20 protein-coding genes are annotated in these 21,286 nt (G+C 61.2%); all 20 read left to right on the top strand.

The genetic code is table 11. The features are described 5' to 3' along the window. Positions 1-7 precede the first annotated feature (7 nt). Positions 8-2,407, top strand: coding sequence for a type II secretion system secretin GspD (gspD, locus tag ACQ4MJ_RS17640; protein WP_121507610.1), 2,400 nt, complete (start codon positions 8-10; stop codon positions 2,405-2,407). A 74-nt stretch (positions 2,408-2,481) separates the two neighbouring features. Then, positions 2,482-2,934: a hypothetical protein gene (locus ACQ4MJ_RS17635; protein ID WP_121507609.1), complete on the top strand. Its 453-nt coding sequence runs from the start codon at positions 2,482-2,484 to the stop codon at positions 2,932-2,934. Between the two features lie 172 nt (positions 2,935-3,106). Continuing rightward, positions 3,107-4,054: a hypothetical protein gene (locus ACQ4MJ_RS17630; RefSeq protein ID WP_121507608.1), complete on the top strand. Its 948-nt coding sequence runs from the start codon at positions 3,107-3,109 to the stop codon at positions 4,052-4,054. Between the two features lie 130 nt (positions 4,055-4,184). Then, positions 4,185-5,297, top strand: coding sequence for an FG-GAP repeat domain-containing protein (locus ACQ4MJ_RS17625; protein WP_147433776.1), 1,113 nt, complete (start codon positions 4,185-4,187; stop codon positions 5,295-5,297). Between the two features lie 25 nt (positions 5,298-5,322). Then, positions 5,323-6,216 (top strand): peptidylprolyl isomerase, encoded by an 894-nt coding sequence (locus ACQ4MJ_RS17620; protein ID WP_431151812.1) that lies wholly within the window; start codon positions 5,323-5,325, stop codon positions 6,214-6,216. 161 nt (positions 6,217-6,377) lie between these two features. Further along, positions 6,378-7,355, top strand: coding sequence for a glycosyltransferase family 2 protein (locus ACQ4MJ_RS17615; RefSeq protein WP_431151813.1), 978 nt, complete (start codon positions 6,378-6,380; stop codon positions 7,353-7,355). A 2-nt stretch (positions 7,356-7,357) separates the two neighbouring features. Continuing rightward, positions 7,358-8,581 (top strand): glycosyltransferase family 4 protein, encoded by a 1,224-nt coding sequence (locus tag ACQ4MJ_RS17610; RefSeq protein WP_199727038.1) that lies wholly within the window; start codon positions 7,358-7,360, stop codon positions 8,579-8,581. Next, on the top strand, positions 8,581-9,501 hold the full coding sequence (locus ACQ4MJ_RS17605; protein ID WP_121507605.1) for an NAD-dependent epimerase/dehydratase family protein: 921 nt from the start codon (positions 8,581-8,583) through the stop codon (positions 9,499-9,501). Before ACQ4MJ_RS17610 ends, ACQ4MJ_RS17605 begins: the two co-directional genes overlap by 1 nt. Beyond that, positions 9,498-10,322 carry an ABC transporter permease gene (locus ACQ4MJ_RS17600; RefSeq protein ID WP_431151814.1) on the top strand — a complete coding sequence of 275 codons (825 nt, stop codon included), beginning with the start codon at positions 9,498-9,500 and terminating at the stop codon, positions 10,320-10,322. Before ACQ4MJ_RS17605 ends, ACQ4MJ_RS17600 begins: the two co-directional genes overlap by 4 nt. A gap of 4 nt (positions 10,323-10,326) precedes the next feature. Then, entirely contained in the window at positions 10,327-11,550 is a 1,224-nt protein-coding gene (locus ACQ4MJ_RS17595) for an ABC transporter ATP-binding protein (RefSeq protein ID WP_121422246.1), read from the top strand. After that, complete coding sequence (locus ACQ4MJ_RS17590) at positions 11,547-12,446, top strand: lysophospholipid acyltransferase family protein (protein WP_199727037.1); 900 nt, start codon at positions 11,547-11,549, stop codon at positions 12,444-12,446. Before ACQ4MJ_RS17595 ends, ACQ4MJ_RS17590 begins: the two co-directional genes overlap by 4 nt. Next, positions 12,443-13,459 (top strand): class I SAM-dependent methyltransferase, encoded by a 1,017-nt coding sequence (locus ACQ4MJ_RS17585; RefSeq protein WP_121507603.1) that lies wholly within the window; start codon positions 12,443-12,445, stop codon positions 13,457-13,459. The genes ACQ4MJ_RS17590 and ACQ4MJ_RS17585 overlap by 4 nt, the downstream gene beginning before the upstream one ends. Before the next feature lie 2 nt (positions 13,460-13,461). After that, on the top strand, positions 13,462-14,112 hold the full coding sequence (locus ACQ4MJ_RS17580) for an acyltransferase (protein ID WP_228897400.1): 651 nt from the start codon (positions 13,462-13,464) through the stop codon (positions 14,110-14,112). Positions 14,113-14,117: 5 nt separating this feature from the next. Further along, entirely contained in the window at positions 14,118-14,810 is a 693-nt protein-coding gene (locus ACQ4MJ_RS17575; RefSeq protein ID WP_431151816.1) for a lytic transglycosylase domain-containing protein, read from the top strand. A gap of 220 nt (positions 14,811-15,030) precedes the next feature. Further along, complete coding sequence (locus ACQ4MJ_RS17570) at positions 15,031-16,134, top strand: glycosyltransferase family 4 protein (protein WP_029413975.1); 1,104 nt, start codon at positions 15,031-15,033, stop codon at positions 16,132-16,134. A gap of 84 nt (positions 16,135-16,218) precedes the next feature. Next, positions 16,219-17,109: an acetylglutamate kinase gene (gene argB, locus ACQ4MJ_RS17565; protein WP_055396782.1), complete on the top strand. Its 891-nt coding sequence runs from the start codon at positions 16,219-16,221 to the stop codon at positions 17,107-17,109. 173 nt (positions 17,110-17,282) lie between these two features. Then, positions 17,283-17,975 carry a response regulator transcription factor gene (locus tag ACQ4MJ_RS17560; RefSeq protein ID WP_055396780.1) on the top strand — a complete coding sequence of 231 codons (693 nt, stop codon included), beginning with the start codon at positions 17,283-17,285 and terminating at the stop codon, positions 17,973-17,975. 90 nt (positions 17,976-18,065) lie between these two features. Then, on the top strand, positions 18,066-19,517 hold the full coding sequence (locus ACQ4MJ_RS17555; protein ID WP_431151817.1) for an ATP-binding protein: 1,452 nt from the start codon (positions 18,066-18,068) through the stop codon (positions 19,515-19,517). 177 nt (positions 19,518-19,694) lie between these two features. Further along, entirely contained in the window at positions 19,695-20,357 is a 663-nt protein-coding gene (gene slmA / locus ACQ4MJ_RS17550) for a nucleoid occlusion factor SlmA (RefSeq protein WP_431151818.1), read from the top strand. 185 nt (positions 20,358-20,542) lie between these two features. Then, the gene (locus ACQ4MJ_RS17545; RefSeq protein ID WP_431151819.1) at positions 20,543-21,286 is read left to right on the top strand and encodes a TetR/AcrR family transcriptional regulator; all 744 of its coding nucleotides are present in this window, start codon (positions 20,543-20,545) and stop codon (positions 21,284-21,286) included.

Here is a 21,286-nt window from a genome sequence, read left to right as displayed (position 1 = left end):
TATCTCTATGAATATTCGGCCATCCATCCTCTTGCTCGCATTGCTGGCGGCAGGCTGTGCCAGCACGCAGGGAGGTCCTGCGGCGTCCGGAGTTGCGGACTCCAAGGTCGCAGTTGGCGGAGCACCGGGGCCATCGCAGCCTGTTGCAGCTGCAGCTGCGGCTGCGCCAGTGGCGCCAAGCCCTGCACCGGCGGCGTCAGCGCCCAAGGAGCAGGCGCAAAAGAATGCTTCTTCCAGCACCAAGCTATATCCTGGCAACGACCAGTTTTTCAAGCGCGACAAGGCGCCTGCAATCGATCCCGTGCTTGCCAAGGGCGACAAGGTGGCGCTCAATTTCGAGAATGTCACTGTCAGCAACTTGGCTACAGCGTTGCTAGGTGACCTGCTCAAGCTCAACTACACCATCGACGCAGGTGGCGAAACGGTGGTGAGCCTGCATACGCGCCAGCCGCTGCTGCGCAGTCAGGTGCTGGATGTGCTGGATGCGGTGCTGTTGCCCCACGACTTGGCCATCGTCCGCGACAACGCGGGGGTCTATCACGTGACCAAGCGTACCGTTACCGTAGGCGCGCGCCCGGTGGTAGGGGCGTCCAAATTCAAGGATCTGTCGGGTGCCGGGACGGTTATCGTTCCCTTGAACCACATAGCAGCGGCCGAGATGGCCAAGATTCTGGCGCCTATCGCACCCCGTGAGGCCATCGTCTACGTGGACTCCCTGCGCAACCTGCTGGTGCTGCAGGGCAGCAAGGCCCAGTTGGGTGGTTGGCTGGAAATGGTAGAAGCGTTTGACGTGGACTTTCTCTCTGGCATGTCGCTGGGTGTGTTCGTGTTGGAAAACGCCAACGTCAACGTGGTACGGGATGCCCTGCAGGCGATGCTAGGCTCCGACAAATCCTCCGATCCCTATGGGGGGGCTGGTGCCGCACCTGCGGGGGGAGCGCCTAGCACGTCGGGTAGTGCTGCAGGTGGTGCGGCCGCAAGTGGTGGTGCCAGCGGTGCCGGCGCCCAGATGGCGACCCCTTTGGGTGGCTTGATTCGCGTCTTTCCCGTTGAGCGCCTGAATGCCCTGGTGGTGGTCACGCCGCGCAGTCATTTGTTGGCCCAAGTGGAAACCTGGATCCGTCGCCTGGACCGTCCCACCGATACGCTGGAGGCCAGCCTGTTTGTGTATCCGGTGCAAAACGGCTCAGCATTGCAACTGGCGGAAATGCTCAATGGCCTCTTTGGTGGGCAGTCCGGGCAAGCCAGCTCGGGTGGCGTCGCGGCGGGCTCGGCGCCCACGCAGTTCTCTCGGGGGGCGGGGGGCGCCGGTCTGGGTACGGGCAGCACTGGCAATACGGGCAGTTCCAGCGGGCTCTATGGCAATAGCAGCAGCTCCGGCACGGGCAGTAGTCCTTTAAACGCCGCGCTGGGTGCTGGCGGAAACAGAACTTCTTCGAACAACACATCCCTTACGTCAACGAGTCAATTGGATGGCAACGTGCGTGTGGTTGCGGACGAGAAGCGCAATGCACTCCTGATTCGCGCTCCGCGCACCGAATACCGCCGCATCGAGCAGGCATTGCGCGAGCTGGATAGGGCTCCAATGCAGGTGTTGATTGAGGCCAGCATCGTGGAGGTGAGCCTCACGGGCAACCTGGAATACGGCGTTGAGTGGTACTTGCAAAACGGTCTTAGCAGGGGGCGTCAAGGAGAGGCGCTGCTGGACTCCAACAACAGCAGTGGCATAGGCGCCAAAATACCCGGTTTCTCGTACACCATCAGCAAGGCGGATGTAGTTCGCGCCACGCTGAACGCCGTTGCCACAAAATCGCAAGTGCGGTTGTTGTCCAGTCCGTCTATCTTGGTTCTGAACAACCACACCGCCAATATTCAGGTCGGTCAGCAACAACCCATTCTGAGTTCAACGGCGGCCGCTACGGGCAGTAATTTCATTACTCAGTCCATAACATACAAAGACACTGGCGTACTGCTCACCGTCACGCCATCCGTCAATGCGGGAGGGTTGATCTCCATGGACATCTCTCAGCAAGTCACCGATGTGGGTGAAGAGGATGTTGTGACAAAACAGCGGTCCTTTCAGACCCGGCAAATACAAACGCGTGTCGCAGTGCGTTCCGGCGAGTCCATCGTTCTGGGCGGGTTGATCCGTGAAAATGACAGCAATACTCGTAGCGGGTTGCCGGGGCTTGCGGATGTCCCATTGTTGGGGGCCTTGTTCTCCAACACGTCAAACCAGCGCAACCGCACGGAGCTGCTGGTGTTAATGACGCCCCGCGCCCTGGAGGACGATGATCAACTGCGTTCGGCCAGTGCGGAGATGCGCGAACGCATGCGCTCCTTGTCTTTGCAGGCCCAACCCATGAGTTTCCGCCCCCCAGATGCCCAGTTGCAACCTTCGCGCTGACTGCGCCTGGCTGCTATGGCTCTAGCCAGCGTGGCGTATCCCATATATAGATAGTCAATCAGGAGATTCTTTACATGACAAAACCTGTTACCCGTCGTCATCTCGTCGCGACCTTGGCAGCGCCTGCGGTTTTGGCGGTGCTGGTGGGCTGTGCCGCCACAGGTGGCGCAGTGGTGTCGGCTGAAGATGACCAAGCAGCACTTCTAACGCGCGCAAAAGCGTATTGGGGGCTCATTCAGAAAAATGACCGTGTAGGCGCTTGGGCCTATGAGGAGCTGTCCAAAGACCCGAATGCAACGCTCGAGGCCTACCTCAAGCGTGGTGGCATTGCCTTTGACGCCGTAGAGGTCCGTGGCGTACGCAGCATTGAAGGCGACCGCGCACTGGTCAATGTGTGGATGCGCTACTCGTTGCCATTGCTGCGCGTGAAAAAGCAAGAGGCTGTCGCCGAAGACGAATGGCGCCGCATCGATGGCGTGTGGCACCATGTGCAGCGCCGTAGTGTCATGTTTCCAACAGCCCAGTGATACTTCGTTGTTTGAGTGCAACAAACGAGCATGCAGTGGGTTTCTCGTGGAAATAGGTTGAAAAAATCAAAGGTATCAGTATAAGATTGCATCAACCCAAACGGAGTACGGATGGGTTGCAGATCCCGCACAGGGTGGGAAAGCTTCCTTCAATTATCTAAGGACTGAGAAGATGAAAAAATTTGCAATGGCAGCCGTTGCAGCCGCTGCGCTGAGTGCTGGTGTGGCGCAGGCGTACACCGTGGGTACGTTCAGCAATGGTTTCGTGGTTCCTAACGTGATCCACAACGGCGACACCGATACCACCGCTGTGGGTATCATCAACCAAACCGGTAACGTTGTGCCTGTGTTCTGGACGTTCTTTGATGCGAACTCCAACCACGTGACCGACGGTTGCTTCCCTCTGACCAACAAGGACTACGAGCCCTTCATCTGGTCGCAACAATCCGGCACCGGCTTGGCTGGTACCCGCGGTTACCTGGTGTTCGCTGTGGGTGCTAACACTGCTTCCACCACCGCTGCTGGCGCTTGCAATGTGGCTAACGCCGCTGCTGGCATGGGCACGGGCGCTATTGGTGCCAATGCTTTCCAAGTGAACACCACTGCACAAGACGTGGCATTCGTTCCAGTCATCGACGGTCCTCTGACCCTGGCTACTGGCTCTGACCTGACGACCCTGGGTCCATTGAACCTGCTGTCTGTTGCTGGTGCACGTGCTGTGACGGCTGGTCCTTCGGCCACGCCTGCTTTCAGCATGCGCTATGCAGTTGACGCCGCTCTGAATGCTGGTCTGGAAACCCGCATCGTGGTGTGGTCGACTGGTGACCAACGCGGCACCCACACGGTCAACATGTACGACGCGGCTCAAAACCGTAAGTCGGTGAACTTCGCTCTGGCTGAAGCCGAACTGTCGTTCTTCAACCCAGAAACCATCCCTGGTCGTCCTGCCAACTTCACCGATGGTTTCATCGAGTGGGCTCCCGTGGCTGCTGAGCCAGCTGACTATCCAGGTACTTCTGGCCAGTCGCTGTTCTCCCTGGGCGGTTCCGTGTTCACGTACAGCCTGATCAGCGCACCTGCTTTCGGTGCTGTGCAATCGGTTCTCGGTTCGCACAACTAATATTTCTTAGTGCATGTGGCACTTCGGTGCTGCATGCAACAAAAGAAATAAAACTTGGCAATACCCTTTGGGGTGTTGCCAAAAAAAATGGCGCCAAACTGGCGCCATTTTTTTTGCTTGTGGAGTTTTCATGAAATTGTCTCGTTCTGTTCACTTTCGCTGGTTCGGTGTGGTGGCGTGCCTGGTGATGATTGCGGGTTGTCAGATGCAGCCAGTCGCAGGTGCTGGGGCTGCAGCATCCCCGGCCGTACAGGTGCCCCAAGGTGGGGGTGACCGTATCAAGATCGAAGCCCCCATGGTGTGGGGGGGGGAGGCGCGTTGTTCCACTGCCATGGGTTGCCGCCTCGTGCTGATTGAGCATGAGGAAGGGAAGGTGGCGTTGCACAAAATTGACGGCAGAGTCTCGCGTCTGTTGGATCGCCAAACGGTGGCGTATCACCCAGATTCTGCGATCTGGTTGTCAGACAGCTTGGTTGCAGCGGCGGTGGAGACCACCGGTAGTCTGGATATCTTCCGCATTGAGGGTGAGCGCATGGTACGTGTCCACCAGGCGGTGGTGGGTTTTGCGCCGCGAGATGTGATTCTGGTCAACGCCTCGCAAGGGCAGTACAAATTCCTGGCGACGCCTTACAGCGGTAAGGAAGTGTCGTGGATCGACTGGTATGAAGACAATCGCCAGGCCGCTACGTCAAAAAAATCCCGCTGGTGCGAGGCTCCGTGGCATCCAGTGCGCGTGAGCAAACTTCCTGGCACACAAGGGGGGGGTATTGCGGTGGCGTGTCTGGATGATCGCAAGGTAGTGGCGGTGTCTGATGCGGATTTGCTGGCAACACCGCGTGTTCTCGCAAGCTTTGCTGCAATCGCACGTCAGGCCCGGCCGTCACCGTCGGGCCTTTGGCTGTATGTGTCGTTGGAGACGGGTTCGCGGAACGCCCGCATCAACATGCAAAGCGGGGAACTCCAATGGATCCAGTCCCCTCTGACCGGCAGTGTTTCGGTAGCGCCGTTGTCCGACGATCTCGTGGTTTGGGGTGAAGATGCAAAGCTTTATCTGCAGCGTCTTGATGCCGACGCCAAGGTGCTTGAAACACGGTGGTTGAAGACCAGTGGGTTCTCCACCGGCTTGCAGCTGATTGATCTGGATGGTGATGGTGAACGTGATCTGGTAGTGCTCAACTCGGTGGATACCGTGGTGGATGTAATTTACGGCCCGCTTTGGGACCGTGCCGCTGAGCGCCTTTGAGTATGTGTACTTCTTAAATATTGCTATGAGTCATTTTTCGAAGAACTTGAATTGGCCCCGCGCTTTTGTTGCTGTTGCGCTGGCAGTCGCAGTCTCTACGGCTGGGGCTGGGGAGGCGCTGGTGCGCTTTGCCAATGGTGAAACCATTACCAAGGCTGATTTGTCCGTGTATTTGGACCGTCGAGTGGATTTGCGCTCCACCAGCCGGAACGTCTGGGGTGTGCAAACCACCTTGCGGGAAATGGCCTTGGTCCGGGCATTAGCGCTGGAAGGTGCTGCAATGGGCCAGCCCCGAGAAGAGAGCAAGGAGGCGCAGCGTTTTGATGATGTTTATGCCCAGGCTGTGTATACCAAGCTCGCGCCAGCCTGCAAGCCTCCGGCGGACGAAACTGCCGCTCGCCAGTTCTTCGAGGATCATCCCCAGGCTTTCAGGGTGCCTCCCATGGCGCGGTTGAGTCGCGTGATTCTCCCGGCTTCTGAGTCCCTTGAGGGTGAGCCCGCAGCGGCATGGTTGATGAAGCAAGCCCAGGCAGTGGCCTCCGGTGCGAAATCGTTTGACGATTTGGCCAAGCAGGCGGAATCCGTGTACAAGCTTGATGCCCAGGGAGATCTGGGTTGGGTTACCCTTTTTGAAGAAGACGCTAGCGTCCTGCGTGTGCTGGCCACTACCAATCAGGGTGAAATGGTAGGTCCGATTCGGGAGGGTGATTTTGCCTATCTCTTTAAAGTAGACGAAAAACGTGAAGGCCGCCAGCTGGCCTGGGGAGATGTGGCGGTTTCCGTGCCCACCCGCGCAGTCACTTACTGCCGCCAAGAGGGAAGCAAGAAAGTCCGGGAGGATCTTTTCAAGAAGTACGGGGTGGATTTGGATGGTGCTGCGATCAGGGCCTTGTTCTCGAAACAGTCTGCAGCAAATTAGCGGGCGTCCGGAGCCTTGGGGGTTGGCGGGCAGGGCTGATTACAAAGGGTGCACAGTACAATGGCAGGCTTTGCGGATCGCTAGGCCTGTCGCCCTGAGTCGCTGTCAGGCGCAGGGCATATGACGCCGTATCCTGAGCGAGCCCTTGCTGCACCTAGACAATGACTGAAATACGCGCCTCCGTGTTGATCCCCGTCAAGAACGGAGGGCCCTTGCTGGGTGAAGTGCTGGATGCTGTGCTCTCGCAGCAAGCACCTTGGCCATTCGAGGTTATCGTGGTGGATTCCGGTTCATCCGATAATTCTGTGGAATGTGCCCGGCAGCGTGGTGTTCGTGTAGAGACCATTCCCGCTGCAGAGTTCGGCCACGGCCGTACCCGCAATCTACTGGCTTCCATGGCAAGGGGGCAGTTTCTGGTGTTTATCACGCAAGACGCGCGACCTGCGGGCTCCAAATGGCTGTACAACATGGTGCAGGGCTGCGATGCTGAGCCAGGCGTCGCGGGGGCTTTTGGTCCTCATCGAGCCCATCCCCAAGCGCGGCATGTTACGCACTGTGAGCTGAATCAGCATTTTGCCGGCTTTGGTGACAAGCTGTCTGTGGTTCGCCTTGAAGACCCCGCCCGGTTTGCCAGAGATCCTAGTTATCGCCAGTGGCTGCACTTTTTCTCCAGCAACAATTCATGCATTCGCCGCTCGGTGTGGGAGCAATTGCCTTTGCCAGAAGTGGCATTTGCAGAGGACCAGACATGGGCGCTGCGCGCCATTGAGGCGGGGCACGCGAAGGCCTTTGTGCCAGATGCGGTGGTCTACCATTCGCACGATTTCGGTGTGTGGGAGACGTTGCAGCGCAATTTTGACGAAGCACGCTCATTCCATCTCTACTTTGGCTATCGCATTCAGGACAGCTTGGCGCAGGCTTTGAAGTCTGGTCTGTACTTGGCTAAGCGGGATCTTGGCTGGTTGCGCAGCGGGGGGCTGCAGGGCTGGCGCCTTTGTAAAAATGCGATTTACATGGGCTTCATTGAAATGGCGAGGGTTTCGGGACAATACCTGGGCACGCACCATGACCGTTTGCCCGCTTGGCTGCTGCGCTCGGTGTCGCGCGATGAGCAATTGCAGCGTGCGGGAGCTGTCTGACCATGGCGTTGAATCTGTCCAAGAAGATTTGGCGTGTGAAAGAAATGGCGCGCAAGGAAGGCGTTTTTGCCGCCCTGCGTGCTGTGGTGCGTCGCCTGCGCCAAGGCCCAGGAAGGTATGTGGATGTCTTTCGCCACTACGACTTTGCCCTGCCTTATGTCTTGCCTGCCCAGTCGGGTGAGGCTAAGCCGGGCACCTTGCTGTGGTTCATTCCTGACTTCAATGTCGGGTCCGGTGGCCATCTGAACATCTTCCGCACCATCTGGCATCTGGAGCAGATGGGCTACACCTCCAGTATCGTGATCGGCAAGCCCGTCATGCACCACGATGCGCAGGAGGCCCGCGAGGCCATTCGGAAGCACTTCTTTCCGCTTCAGGCGCAGGTGTTGTTGGGTCTTGAAGATCTGCCGCCGTGCGAATTCTCCATTGCTACGGGATGGGACACTGCCTACACCGTACGCGCCTTTACGGGCGCGAAGCACAAGCTCTACTTTGTACAGGACTACGAGCCGCATTTTTACCCCGTCGGGTCGGAGTCGGTCCTAGCACAGAATACTTACAGCTTTGGATTTTTCGGGATCACGGCGGGCGGCTGGCTGGCCAGCAAGTTGGCGAATGAATATGGCATGACCACCCACGCTATAGGTTTTGGTGTGGAACTAGAGCGTTACCGGCGCTTGCCGCGCAGGGAGCCGGAGATTCGCCGGGTGTTCTTCTACGCGCGTCCCCCCACTCCCCGCAGGGCGTTTGAGATAGGACTTCTGGTGCTGAATGCAGTGTGGGAGCGGATGCCCGACGTCCAGTTCGTACTGGCAGGCTGGGACACGGCTGGCTATCACATTCCGTTTCCACACTTGGGGTGTGGAACCGTGGCGCTCGATGATCTGCCGGATCTCTACAGCCAGTGCGATGTGGCGCTGGTTCTGTCGCTCACGAATGCATCGCTGTTGCCCCTGGAGTTGATGGCTTCGGGTTGTGCTGTGGTTTCGAATCGGGGGCCCAACGTGGAATGGCTGCTCAATGAAGACGTGGCCGCTCTGGCGGAGTCTTCGCCCGAGGGGTTGGCGGATGCCGTCTGTGACTTGTTGCAGAACGATGAACGGCGCCATGCTTTGAGCGCACGGGCCGAAAAGTTTGCGCGGGCGCAGACTTGGGACATGGTTGCGAAGGACTTTGAAGCAGCCCTGCTGCACGCGCGCACCCAGCAGCAAGTGGAGGCTTCCTGATGCGTTGCGCGATTCTGGGAGGTGCTGGGTTTCTGGGGCGCCATATTGGGCGTGCCATGGCGTCGGAAGGCGCAGAGGTGTGGTCGGTAGACCGGTCATTGTCGGCTGCGGGTAGTGCTCCCTGGCTGGGGGGAGAGGTGCAGGCAGATTGTTTTGACCTGCCCTCCTGGTGGGATGTGGTGGGGGGGGCAGACGTGATTGTTCACCTCGCTTCCTCCACGGTGCCGGCCACGGCCAGTGAGGACCCCATCCAGGATGTCCAGACCAATCTGGTGGGAACCTTGCGCCTTCTTCAGGAGTTGCGCAAAAAGGCCGCGCGCCCCAAGTTGCTGTTTGCGTCATCCGGTGGGGCGGTGTACGGGCGGCCGCAGTATGTGCCTTTGTGTGAGGCCCACCCCACCATGCCCATGGGGGCCTACGGCGCCACCAAACTGGCGATTGAGCACCACTTGCGCATCGAAGAGGCACAGCATGGCCTGCCATGCCGGATTCTGCGTTTGAGCAATCCCTACGGTGAGTGGCAGCAACCCCATGGGGTCCAAGGTGTGATTGCCGTTTTTGCACACCGTGCGCTCAATGCGCAACCGCTGGATGTGTGGGGGGACGGGTCCGTGGTGCGCGATTTTGTTTACGCTGCGGATGTGGGATATGCGTTCGCAGCAGCGGCGCGCCATGAGGGGGAGACCCGGATATTCAACATTGGCGGTGGTGCAGGGCACAGCGTCAACGATATTGTGCACACACTGGAGCAGTTGTTGGGGCATGCCGTAGAACGGCGTGTATTCCCTGCGCGTCCTTTTGACCCACCGGTCAATGTGTTGGACATTCAGCGTGCCCGGAACGAGCTGTTCTGGAAGCCGACGATGGCTTTCGAGGATGGGGTGGCCAAATCGGTCGAATGGCTGCGGACGGTAGCATGACGCGCCCTGTTTCCCATTCCACAGGGGTCTCATCGGCAGCGCCGCGCAATGCGCGCCAGTTGTGGGTGCTTTGGCGGTACTGGATGGTGCGCGAGTTCAAGACGCGCTATGCCGGTTCGGTATTGGGTTTTGCCTGGGCTTTTGTTCAGCCCGTAGCCACGCTGGCTATCTTCTATGTTCTTTTTGGCTTGGTGCTGGCGGTGCGGGTGCCCGGGCTGGACGTGAACAATGGCTATCTGCTGCACCTTCTGGCGGGGCTTGCAGTCTGGCTACCCTTTACCGATGCCATTGGCCGGGGGGTTGGGTCTCTGGCGGCGTACGAGGACTTTCTGCGCAAGCAGCCTATGCCTGCGGAGATACTGCCCGCAGTGTCCGTTGGCGGTAGCCTGCTCGTTCTGGGTATTGGCTATGCGCTGTTGATTGTCTTGTCGGTGGTGCGGGGTGTGGGGCCTTACGCGTCACTGGCTTGGCTACCGGTTCTGGTGCTGGCCCAGATTGCGCTGACCTTTGGTCTTACGTTGCTGCTGAGCATGGCCCACTTTCTGTGGCGTGATGTGGGCTCCATGGTGGCCTTCGCACTACAGCTCTGGTTCTACCTGACACCTGTCGTATACCCCCTGTCCCAGGTGCCGGAGAAATTCCACAACTGGTTCCTTTTCAACCCCGTAGCTTGCCTGGTCCTGATGGTGCAGAGCACTGTATTGCATATGCCGGTACCGCCGGGAACCCCCGTGGCCTTGGCCGTATGGGTGTTGTTGCTGGGTGGAGGGGGGTGGTGGTTCTTCCGCTCAATGAAGTCTGCACTGGGCGAGGCCTTGTAAAGCCATGACGATCCGCTTTGAAGGCATTGAAAAGACCTATATGGTCTACAGCCGTCCGCAGGACCGGCTTTGGGAGTGGGTGACGCGTAAGCAGCGCCACCGTATACATGTCGCTTTGACCGGGGTGGATTTTGAGGTGCAGGCCGGCGAAACGTTTGGCCTCATCGGTGAAAACGGTGCGGGCAAAAGCACCTTGCTGAAAATCGCGGCAGGCACCATCCGTCCCACCCGTGGGCAGGTGTTTCAAGAAGGCCGCGTTGCCGCGTTGCTGGAGCTTGGCGCGGGGTTTCACCCGGAGGAGTCCGGCTACGACAACATCCGCTTCATGGCCGCGTTGCATGGGCTGGAGGGCACCGCCATGGAGGACTTCATTGTCCGTGCCACTGCGTTCTCGGAGTTGACCAAGGAGACGCTGGAGCGGCCGGTGAAGACCTACTCATCGGGCATGTTCATGCGGCTGGCTTTTGCCGCTGCGACGGCCATCGATCCGGATGTATTGATCGTGGACGAGGCGCTCTCCGTGGGCGACCTGCATTTCCAGAAGAAGAGTCTCAATCGTATTCTGGAGCTTCGTGAGCGAGGCGCCACGGTGCTTTTCTGTTCCCACAACCTGTATCAGGTACGAAGCCTCTGTCAGCGGGCGGCATGGATACACGGTGGTCGCGTGCAAGCGATCGGAGCGACCGAGGACGTGGTGACCGCCTACGAATCCCATGAGCGACGCAGGTATGCCCACCTGCGCGTCGAAGCCCATGAGGCTGCAAAAAAGGATGAAGCGGCGCAGCCCGCAGCGGCGTCTTCGTCGGGAGCACCACTGGTAAAAATCGCAGGCCTGACGATCGAAACGGGGGACGGCATCAACCCTGCGCAGGTGGATTCGTTTCAGGATCTGTCGGTAGAGATCGAGATCGAGTCCTATGCTGACGCGCCGTTTCATGTGTTGTTTGCAATTGTTCGCCCGGACAAGGACAACGTTTTTGGCACGAGCACGCAGTTTCGTGCCGAGGGTAAGCCGCTGCAGGGCACTGGCAGCCACCGCATTCGCGCCAGGTTCCCACGCTTACCGCTCCTGTCGGGTGAATACCTCTGGAGCGTCTATGTCCTGGATGATTCAGGTATCCAGGTGCTGGACATGGCGGAACTTATCCAGCCCTTTACCGTGCTGAACCAGAAGCACCGGGAGTTTGGTGTTGCCTGGCTGGAACACGAATGGGTGCTGGTGGAATGACGCGAGCCTGGTCTCTGGACCTGCTATTCCCTTTCATTGCCCGGCTGCCTACGACCCTGCCCTGGCGGCTGGCCGGGCGGATAGGGCGGGAATCAGCTGCGGAGCGCGAGCACCTGCTGCGCTGGCTCGAAAGCTTGTTTGTCCGGGTCTTCCCGCAAGCCACGGGGGGGCAGCATGCGCAATGGGCTCGTGCCCACTTGGACATGTTAGCGCAGGAGATGGTGGATGCCATGGCCTTCAGCCGCCTGGGCCGTTCCGGAGGGCCGACCATTGATCTGCAAGGTGCCGAGTTTGCCAAAGGCCTGGCTCGCCAAGGCAAGGGCTTCATACTGGTTCTCAATCACTATGACCGGCTTCTGACGGCCCCGGTTGCTTTGGCGAGGGAGGGTGTCGCCACCAATGTTCTGACCATGCCGGTCTTGGACAACCCGGAGCTTGAGGCTGCGCAGCGCCGTTTTTTGCTGCGAAAAATTCAAGGCTATACCGAGGTGACCGGTGGAAAATGGCACACCACGAGTGAAGGGCTGCGCCCGGTGCATGAAAGCCTGCGGGCGGGGCAAGCGTGGGTGATTCTGGCTGATGCATGGCGACCCGAGTTTGGCCGTTTGCGTGGTAACCCATTTCTGGGCGGAAACCTGAGTCTGCCCACAGGTATTGAGCGTCTGGCGCAATCCACGGGCGTTCCGCTGCTGCATGCTGTGACTTATTCCCGACGCCCTGACCATCTGGAGGTTGTCGTCGAGCCATTGCCGGAAAATCCCAGGCAGGCGATCGATAGAGTCATCCAGCGGCTGGAGCAGGATGTTCTGGCCCGGCCTTGGGCATGGTGGCAGTGGGGATTGTGGGATCAGATGTGGCAGCCCGAACCGGCGCCAAAGGCGGAGGGAAATGCATGACCAATATTGAGCGATACGACTACGCATTCGACCCGAATGGTGAGGAGTGGGCTGCTCGGTTGCTGCGCCGCGTGCCACCAGGTGGCGGCTCGGTTCTGGAGCTTGGGCCGGGCCCTGGCGCCATGACCCGTGTTCTCCTGGCTCGGGGCTATCGCGTCACGGTGGTGGAAAACGACCCCGAGGCGCTGGAAGTGCTCAAGACACTGGACGTGGAGGTCATCCCTGGAAATCTGGACAACACCGACTGGCTGGATGCGCTCAAGGGTCGGCAGTTTGATACGGTGATGGCGTGTGATGTGCTGGAACACCTCAGAAAGCCCGAGGATGTGCTGCAGCGGTTGAGTGAGTTGGTCGCTCCCATGGGCTGTCTACTGATTTCCGTTCCGAACATCGCCTATGCCGGGGTTCTGGCTTCTATGCGAAGCGGCATCTTTGACTATTCCGACAAGGGCCAACTGGACAGGACCCATGTCCGTTTCTTTACCAAACGCAGCATGGAGAAGATGTTGCTGGACTGCGGATGGGCTCCCCGGGTCTGGGAAGCCAATAGGGTACCCGTTGAATGCAGCGAATTCGCCGGCTACTGGAGCGCCCTGTCGGGCGACCAGCGCCAGGCGTTGTTGGCTGGGTGGCAGGACTTTGACGTCTACCAGTGGATGGTGGTGGTCACGCCTTCTGTGGATGCCCCAACGTGGGAGCTGAAAGAGGCTCGGGGCATGGCGGAAAGCTTGCGCGACGAGTTGCAAGCACTGACGGTGCTGCACCAGCGCGAACGAGCTTCGTTGCTGGAGCACCAGAAGGCCTTTGCGGAAGCCAAGGACCTCATTGGGAAACTCCAGCAAGAGATCAATGAGTTGCGCACAGAGGTGGGTTCGCTGCGATCCGAAAAGACACTGGTGGAGTCTGAGCTTGCGACCACGCAAATAGCGTTGCAGGCCAGGACGGCGGAACTGAACGATCGCGCATGGCGCAGCCGTTGGCGCAGGCTCATGGGCTCGCATCACAGCCGGTGAACATGACGGACATGCTGCTGGGAATTCCTGCTTTCACGGCGTCACACGCAGGTGTGGATCGCATGGGCGCCGAATGTCGGATCGACCCGTCCGTCTCGGTCATGCGTTTCGGCCAGCGCTCCGATGTCTTGTGCCTGGCCGACGGGGTCAGTATCTATGCCCAGACACGGCTGGTGCTGGGCGATGTGGTAGCAGATCCCTGCGTGGGTATCCGCATCGGAGCCCGTACTATCGTCAATGTGGGAGGCTACCTGTCGGGTGAAGGTGGCCTGGAGATTGGTGAGGATGTCCTGATTGGCCCCCATGCCAAGCTGCTGTCTGCCGGCCATGCCATCGATGGGGGGGATGTGGTGATTGCGCGCAACCGAATCACCCGGGCAAGAATCGTTGTGGAAGACGGCGCCTGGATCGGTGCGGGCGCGATTGTTCTAGAGGGCGTGACGATTGGCCGTGGCGCGGTCGTGGCAGCCGGGGCGCTGGTACGACAGGATGTGCCGGCGGGCATGGTGGCTGCAGGTATGCCCGCCCGGCTGATCCGTTCAAGGCGGGGGGAGGCATGGCCGGAGCCTGAGCCCGAGGCAGCGGCCTCCTGGTTTCAACGGGTCGGTGCTGGGCTGAAAAGTTTCTTTCGCGAAGGGCGCGAGGTCAAATGAGAACCATGAGTCTGTTTTGGAAGGAGTCTGACGAGCGCGATCTCCCATCGCTTGGGACGGTCATGCGTGGTGTCATGCTCTTGGTTTTTCTGGTTGGGGGATGGTTGCCGTCCTCCTGGGCGAACCAGGTGTGGGAGTTTGTGGATGGGGAGGGCGTAACCCACATCGGCAATGTGCCTCCTTCGGCGGCTACGCGGGGTGTGATCTGGCTCAGCCGTGTGCCTCCCGCCTCGGTGGTGAAGGGCAAGGATCGCAGCCCCTCTGCACTGCAGTTTCCGGGCTATGACGACGTCAAGCAGCACCTGGAAGCGGCGGCGGTGGCGCAGTCGCTGGACCCCGCATTTGTGATTGCCGTCGCGGCAGCAGAGTCGGCCTTTAATGTGAAAGCCGTTTCGCGCAAAGGTGCGTTGGGGCTGATGCAGGTCATGCCGGCAACGGCTGAGCGTTATGGGGTTGCAGCGCGCCCTTCGTCAGACGGAGAGCATGCCGCGATGGAACCCAAAGTGAATGCGCAGATTGGCACCCGCTACCTGGCCGATCTGCTGCGCATGTTCGATGGCGACAAGGAACTGGCGCTGGCGGCGTACAACGCAGGGGAAGGTGCCGTGATCAAGTATGGTCGGCGCATCCCTCCGTATCCCGAAACGCAGCAGTACGTGGAAAAGGTGATGCGTTTTTACCGTGGCTTGCTTCGGTAGTGGCCCCGGGTTCTGACCGCATGAACCTCTCCGTGGCCCCCTTGGGGTTGTCGGGGGGACGGCCTGATTCAGGCTCGGACCTTCGTGGTGGCGTCTTGCCAGGTTCTCCTCACATAGCATCCTTGCAGCATGCCAGCAGCCCCAGCCCGCTGGGATGGGGCTGCGTGGATAGCGCTTTCTTACAGGCACTGGGACCGAGTGCGGGTACCATCGGCCGCTCATGATCTGGTTATCTGTGGTGGCATTCATCGTTGCAGCGTTGGCGGCAGGGTTCATCGTGCGGTGGATGCACAGCCACGCTTCCGTGTACGGCAACGGCATGCCTCAACGCTTTCATCTGGGGGACGTTCCCCGCTTGGGGGGGGCCGCATTGCTGCTGGGCATTGGGTGCAGTTGGGGCCTTGGTGTTCTTCAATCTACCCATTGGGGTGATCCTGGCTCGCTGAAGCTCGGAGCTTGGGTGGGGGGTTGGCTGGTGGCCTTGCTGCCCGCCGCGCTGGGCGGCATTGCGGAGGACATGACCCAGCGCCTGTCCGTGCGTTACCGGTTGAGCCTGACCGGTGCATCCGGCGCTCTGGCGGTGATCCTGCTGGATCTGACCTTGCCGCGCATGGGGTGGCCCTGGCTGGATTCTTTGCTGGCCGCTGCTCCGTGGCTGGGCGTTGCGGTGGTTGTTCTGGCGGTTGCGGGACTTCCCCATGCATTCAACATCATTGATGGCTACAACGGCCTGGCGGGCATGGTGGCTCTGATCGTTTGCCTGGCGCTGGCCCATGTGGCCCTGCAGGTGGGGGACCGTGCGCTGGCTGCGCTGTTGGTGTCCACGGCGGCGGCGACGGGCGGGTTTCTGGTCTGGAACTACCCGCGCGGCATGCTGTTCGCGGGGGATGGCGGTGCCTACGTGTGGGGCGGCGTGATCGCCCTGGCCAGCATTTCCCTGGTGCAGCGCAACGCCGATGTTTCGCCCTGGTTCCCCATGCTTTTGTTGATCTACCCCGTATGGGAAACGATCTTCTCGATTTACCGCAAGACCGTGCGGGGCGTTTCCCCCGGCGTGGCCGATGCGCTGCACTTCCACCAATTGATTTACCGTCGCATTGTTCGGGGTGTCTTCCATGACGATGAATCGCGCAGGGTGTTGATGCGCAATAACCGCACATCCCCCTACCTGTGGGGCTTCACCTTGCTGACGGTGGTGCCTGCGGTACTGTTCTGGAGCAATACCCCACTGCTGATGGCGTTTTGCGGCCTGTTCGTCATCAGCTATGTGATGGCCTACCTGGCCATTGTGCGTTTCAAGGTACCCAACTGGTTGCGCCACTGACGGCGGGTGCGCGGGCAAACCCAGCGCGCCGCGCGAATGCGGCACAATTTGCGCCTCACCGTTTTCTCTGGATGGCCCGCCTCCATGACCGACCTTCTTTCGATTGCCCCGCGCGACAAGGCTGAAATCCTGGCCCAGGCGCTGCCTTACATCCGCAAGTTCCATGGCAAGACCATGGTCATCAAATATGGCGGCAACGCCATGACCGACCCCGCGCTGCAGGCCGACTTTGCCGAGGACGTGGTGCTGCTCAAGCTCGTGGGCATGAATCCCGTGGTCGTGCACGGCGGCGGACCTCAGATTGAGACTGCGCTGAACCGCCTGGGCAAGAAGGGCGAGTTCATCCAGGGCATGCGCGTGACCGATGCTGAGACCATGGAAGTGGTCGAGTGGGTGCTGGCCGGCGAGGTGCAGCAGGACATCGTGGGCCTGATCAACCAGGCCGGCGGCAAGGCCGTGGGCCTGACGGGGCGCGACGGCGGCATGATCCGTGCGCAGAAGCTCAAGATGGTGGACAACAAGAACCCGTCCATCGAGCACGATGTGGGGCAGGTGGGAGACATCGTCTCCATCGATCCGAGTGTGGTCAAGGCGCTGCAGGACGACGCCTTCATCCCCGTCATCAGCCCCATCGGCTTTGGTGAAAACAACGAGAGCTACAACATCAACGCCGACGTGGTCGCCAGCAAGCTGGCCACGGTGCTGCAAGCTGAAAAACTGATGCTGTTGACCAACACGCCCGGCGTGCTGGACAAGGCGGGCAATCTGCTCACAGACCTGACGGCCCGCGAGATCGACGCGCTGTTTGCCGACGGCACCATCTCTGGCGGCATGCTGCCCAAGATTGCGGGAGCGCTGGATGCTGCCAAGGCCGGCGTGAACGCAGTGCACATCATCGATGGGCGTGTGCCGCACGCCATGCTGCTCGAAATCCTGACCGACCAGGCCTACGGGACCATGATTCGTAGCCATTGAGATGGTCCATCCCTCTGAGTCGCTCCGCGCCTTCTCCCTTCTCTCGCTTCGCGGGGTGGGTGACGTCGCCAGCGCCAGCACAAGGTATTGGGGGGCCTTGCGCGGTGGCCGCTGGCTGAGGCTGCGCCAGCCCATTGCGCCTGCCGCGATGCACAGCGAACAAGTGGGTTGATATGCGACTATTGCTGGTCGAAGACGATGTGATGGTTGCCAGCGGCATCAAGCTGGGGTTGACCGACGCGGGGTACGCCGTGGATTGGGTCGGAAGCGGTGAGCGCGCCGAAGAGGTGCTGCGCACCGAGTCGTTCGACGCGGCCATCATCGATATCGGCCTGCCGGCCATGGATGGGCTGGAACTCACCCGCCGCCTGCGCCGCCCCGACATGGCAAGCCCCGCCCTGCCGGTACTGATCCTCACCGCGCGCGATGCACTGCACGACCGCGTGCAGGGGCTGGACCTCGGGGCTGACGACTACATGGTCAAGCCCTTCGAGTTGCCTGAACTGCTGGCACGCCTGCGCGCCCTGCTGCGCCGCTCGCAGGCCGCGACCACAGCGGTGTTGAGCTTTGGTCCGCTGGAGTTGGACACGGCTGGCCGTCGCGCCAGCATCCGTACCGGGGACGGGGAGCAGGTCATTGAGCTCGGTCCGCGTGAATGGACTGTGCTGGAGTACCTACTCATCAATGCCCCCAAGCCTGCCAGCAAGGACAAGCTTCTGCAGGCTCTGACGGGCTGGGACAAGGAGATCACGCCCAACGCGGTGGAGGTCTACGTCTCCCGGCTGCGCGGCAAACTGGAGCCGCATGGCGTGGCGCTGCGTTCGATCCGCGGGTTCGGCTATCGGCTTGAACTCCAGGCCGCCTGAGCGGAACCGGCCTGGCTGAAGCCGTCGGTAAGGATCATGATGACGCCGCCGGACCGAGTCATCCCTTCCCCACGCCCCGGCCTGCGTGCCATGACCTCCGACCTGCGCAATCGGCTGCTGATCTTGCTGGTGCTGCCTTTGTGCGCGCTGGCTCTGGTGGGCGTGTGGCTCGACTACCGCTCGGCCGACGAGGCCGCCGGGCGGCACGACCAGCGGCTGCTGCGGCTGTTGCCCGCACTGGCAGATTCGGTGCTGGCCCCGTCCATCCGTGACCACGAGCCGCCCTTGCTGCTGCTGGCGCCTCCGGTCGAAGACTTTCTGCGCCAGAACACCGGGTTTGCGGGTTACAGCGTGCGCGACATCTCTGGACGTCTGCTGCTGGGCGACGACTGGGTGCACAGTGCCGTGCCCACCACCCATGCACCCGAGTTCCACAGCGTTGAGTTTGGCGGCGTGACCTATAGGGTGGCGGTGCAGCGTGGTCGCACCGGTGCTGGCGAACTGGTGGTGGCGCTGGCCGACGGGTCTGACCCGCGCCAGCAATGGGCGCAACAGCTCCTGCTGCGGGTGCTGCTGCCCAACCTGGTGCTGGTGGCCGCCGCCGCGCTGGCCATCCACTGGGCTGTGGGCCGGGCCTTCAAACCGCTGGTGGACTTGGCCGAAGCGGTGGAACACCGTTCGCCGCGTGACCTGAGCCCTATCGACGAAGCCTCGTCGCCCGCCGAGGTGCGCCCGCTCGTGCACTCGCTCAACCGCCTGTTTGCACTGGTCAATGCGCAGGCGGAAGGGCAGCGCCGCTTTGTGGCCGATGCGGCGCACCAGCTGCGCACCCCGCTGGCGGGCCTGCAGGCACAGGTCGAAGCCTGGGCCATGATGGCCAAGGCGGCGGCACCACCCCAGGTGTCCTTGTCAAATCTTGAGGGAAAATTGCCGCTAGCGCACGATGGGCAAGCGAAAGGTGCTATTGTTTTAGGAGTTGATCAGATCGAGAAGCTGCGCAATGCCACGCGCCGCACTTCGCAGCTTGCCCACCAGCTGCTGGCACTGTCGCGCGCCGATGCGCGCAGCCTGGACGCGCAGCCGCCCCAGCGCGTAGACCTCAAGGACCTGTGCGAAACCCTGCTGGAGACCTTTCTCGACCCAGCCACCGGCAAAGGGCTGGACCTGGGGCTGGAAGTCCAGCCCGTGCATGTCACCGGCCATGGCTGGCTGCTGCGCGAGTTGTTGTCCAACCTGGTGGACAACGCCATCAAGTACACCCCGGCGGGCGGCATTGTGACCATACGCTGTGGCATGCGCCAAGGGCGCGCAGGGCCGCCACGTGTGTTCATCGAGGTGGAAGACGATGGGCCTGGCGTGCCCGATGCCGAGCGAGGACGCGTCATGCAGCGTTTTTACCGGGTGCCCGGTACGGTGGGCGAGGGCACGGGGCTTGGGCTTGCCATTGCCGACGAAATTGCGCGCGTGCACCGCGCTGCCCTCACGCTGGGCACCGGCCCGCTGGGGCACGGCCTGCTGGTGACTGTGGTGTTTCCGCTGTAAATCGGCGTAGTGGCAGCTGCTCTCGCCCGTGCCCATGGGGACGCCCCAGGGCCTGTGCGAGAATCATTTCCACACATGATTTACGCCCTGCCGCAGGCCGGTGCATGCCCACCTGGCATGTGAACCCGGCGCAGGGTGCCCTTGGCCGCATGGCCTTACCCCAGCCCTTGTTCCTGCATGTCTGAACTTTCGCCCCTCCCCGAGCCAGCCAGTACCGACGACGGGGGCGAAACTCCGGCTGCGCGCAAACGGCCCAAGCCGGGTGAGCGGCGCGTACAGATCCTGCAAGCGCTGGCGGCCATGCTCGAGCAACCCGGGGCAGAGCGCATCACCACCGCCGCGTTGGCGGCGCGTCTTTCTGTCAGCGAGGCCGCGTTGTACCGCCACTTCGCCAGCAAGGCGCAGATGTTCGAAGGGTTGATCGACTTCATCGAGCAGACTGTGTTCACCCTGGTCCTGCAGATTACCGGCCGCGATGTACCCGATCCGGACCAGTCTGCCGAAGTGGGCACGCGCCAGGCTGCGCGCATCGTGGCGTTGCTGCTGCAGTTTGGCGAGCGCAACCCCGGCATGGTGCGCGTGATGGTGGGCGATGCCCTGGTGTTTGAGCACGAGCGCCTGCAGCAGCGCATGAACCAGTTCTTTGACCGCATCGAATCCACCCTGCGCCAGTGCCTGCGCCTGGCGGTGGCGGGCTCTGCCACACCCACTGTGGATGCCCAGGTCGCGGCCAGCGTGCTCACGGCGTTTGCCGTGGGGCGCCTGCAACGCTACGCGCGCTCGGGTTTCAAGCGCCTGCCATCGGAACACCTGGAAGCCAGCCTGGCGCTGATTCTCTGATACCACCGCCTGGGTGCCGCCTGCCGTGGGCGGCCTTGTGGCGGGGGTGGAAGCGATGGGGTGGGGCAGAGGGTGGCACCGCCGCAACGAATGGTTTGGGTGGGCCTCCCTATTTTTTCCGGGGGTTTTGGTCGGGCGGAGAATTTGCTGCAGAATAGAACGAACGTTCGTTTTTATTTGCCCGCATGTCCGCCACCTCTTCATCCAGCCAGGTCACCCGCATCCCGCGCGCTCGCAGCGGTACCGGCCGTGCCCTGCAAAAAGGCCAGCAAACCAAGGCGGCCATTGTCGAGGCAGCGCTGGGCCTGGCCACGCATATCGGGCTGGAAGGCCTGTCCATCGGGGCGCTGGCCGATGTCACAGGCATGAGCAAGTCGGGCGTGTTTGCCCATTTTGGCTCGCGCGAAGAGCTGCAGATATCCGTGGTTCGTGAATACCACACGCGTTTCGAGCAGGAAGTGTTCTACCCCGCCATGTCCGCGCCGCGTGGCCTGGCCCGTCTCAGCGCCATGTTCGACAACTGGATGAAGCGCACCTCCATCGAAATCGATTCGGGCTGCATCTACATCAGCGGTGCGGTCGAATTTGATGACCGCACCGGCCCCGTGCGCGACGCGCTGGCCAGCTCGGTGCTGACCTGGCACGCCGCCATGCGCCGCGCCATCGAGCAGTGCAAGGGCCTGGGCGAGCTGCGCGCAGACACCAATGCCGAGCAGATGCTGTTCGAGATCCACGGCCTCATCCTCGCGCTGCACTACGAAGCGCGCTTCCTGCAAACCCCGGGCTCCATGGCCCGGGCGGTGCAGGGCTTTCACAACATCCTGGCGCGTTACAGCGCCGCAAAACCTGGCGCCACCGCAGAAGCCGCCCCCGCTGCTGTTGCCAAGCGCCGCAAAGTTTCCAACCAAACCACCACCTCCAAGGAGTAA

The sequence above is a fragment of the Acidovorax facilis genome (genome assembly GCF_050626955.1).
Taxonomy (GTDB): Bacteria; Pseudomonadota; Gammaproteobacteria; order Burkholderiales; family Burkholderiaceae_C; genus Acidovorax; species Acidovorax facilis.
The sequence above is the reverse complement of the archived record's forward strand: the minus strand, read 5'-3'. Positions and strand labels throughout refer to the sequence as shown.

Coding starts and splice junctions, on each gene's coding strand:
- ACQ4MJ_RS17600 (WP_431151814.1), top strand. CDS start 9,498: ATGACGCGCCCTGTTTCCCATTCCACAGGGGTCTCATCGGCAGCGCCG.
- ACQ4MJ_RS17595 (WP_121422246.1), top strand. CDS start 10,327: ATGACGATCCGCTTTGAAGGCATTGAAAAGACCTATATGGTCTACAGC.
- ACQ4MJ_RS17580 (WP_228897400.1), top strand. CDS start 13,462: ATGACGGACATGCTGCTGGGAATTCCTGCTTTCACGGCGTCACACGCA.
- argB (WP_055396782.1), top strand. CDS start 16,219: ATGACCGACCTTCTTTCGATTGCCCCGCGCGACAAGGCTGAAATCCTG.
- gspD (WP_121507610.1), top strand. CDS start 8: ATGAATATTCGGCCATCCATCCTCTTGCTCGCATTGCTGGCGGCAGGC.
- ACQ4MJ_RS17605 (WP_121507605.1), top strand. CDS start 8,581: ATGCGTTGCGCGATTCTGGGAGGTGCTGGGTTTCTGGGGCGCCATATT.
- ACQ4MJ_RS17555 (WP_431151817.1), top strand. CDS start 18,066: ATGACCTCCGACCTGCGCAATCGGCTGCTGATCTTGCTGGTGCTGCCT.
- ACQ4MJ_RS17590 (WP_199727037.1), top strand. CDS start 11,547: ATGACGCGAGCCTGGTCTCTGGACCTGCTATTCCCTTTCATTGCCCGG.
- ACQ4MJ_RS17615 (WP_431151813.1), top strand. CDS start 6,378: ATGACTGAAATACGCGCCTCCGTGTTGATCCCCGTCAAGAACGGAGGG.
- ACQ4MJ_RS17545 (WP_431151819.1), top strand. CDS start 20,543: ATGTCCGCCACCTCTTCATCCAGCCAGGTCACCCGCATCCCGCGCGCT.
- ACQ4MJ_RS17570 (WP_029413975.1), top strand. CDS start 15,031: ATGATCTGGTTATCTGTGGTGGCATTCATCGTTGCAGCGTTGGCGGCA.
- ACQ4MJ_RS17585 (WP_121507603.1), top strand. CDS start 12,443: ATGACCAATATTGAGCGATACGACTACGCATTCGACCCGAATGGTGAG.
- ACQ4MJ_RS17635 (WP_121507609.1), top strand. CDS start 2,482: ATGACAAAACCTGTTACCCGTCGTCATCTCGTCGCGACCTTGGCAGCG.
- ACQ4MJ_RS17575 (WP_431151816.1), top strand. CDS start 14,118: ATGAGTCTGTTTTGGAAGGAGTCTGACGAGCGCGATCTCCCATCGCTT.
- ACQ4MJ_RS17625 (WP_147433776.1), top strand. CDS start 4,185: ATGAAATTGTCTCGTTCTGTTCACTTTCGCTGGTTCGGTGTGGTGGCG.
- ACQ4MJ_RS17610 (WP_199727038.1), top strand. CDS start 7,358: ATGGCGTTGAATCTGTCCAAGAAGATTTGGCGTGTGAAAGAAATGGCG.
- ACQ4MJ_RS17560 (WP_055396780.1), top strand. CDS start 17,283: ATGCGACTATTGCTGGTCGAAGACGATGTGATGGTTGCCAGCGGCATC.
- ACQ4MJ_RS17620 (WP_431151812.1), top strand. CDS start 5,323: ATGAGTCATTTTTCGAAGAACTTGAATTGGCCCCGCGCTTTTGTTGCT.
- ACQ4MJ_RS17630 (WP_121507608.1), top strand. CDS start 3,107: ATGAAAAAATTTGCAATGGCAGCCGTTGCAGCCGCTGCGCTGAGTGCT.
- slmA (WP_431151818.1), top strand. CDS start 19,695: ATGTCTGAACTTTCGCCCCTCCCCGAGCCAGCCAGTACCGACGACGGG.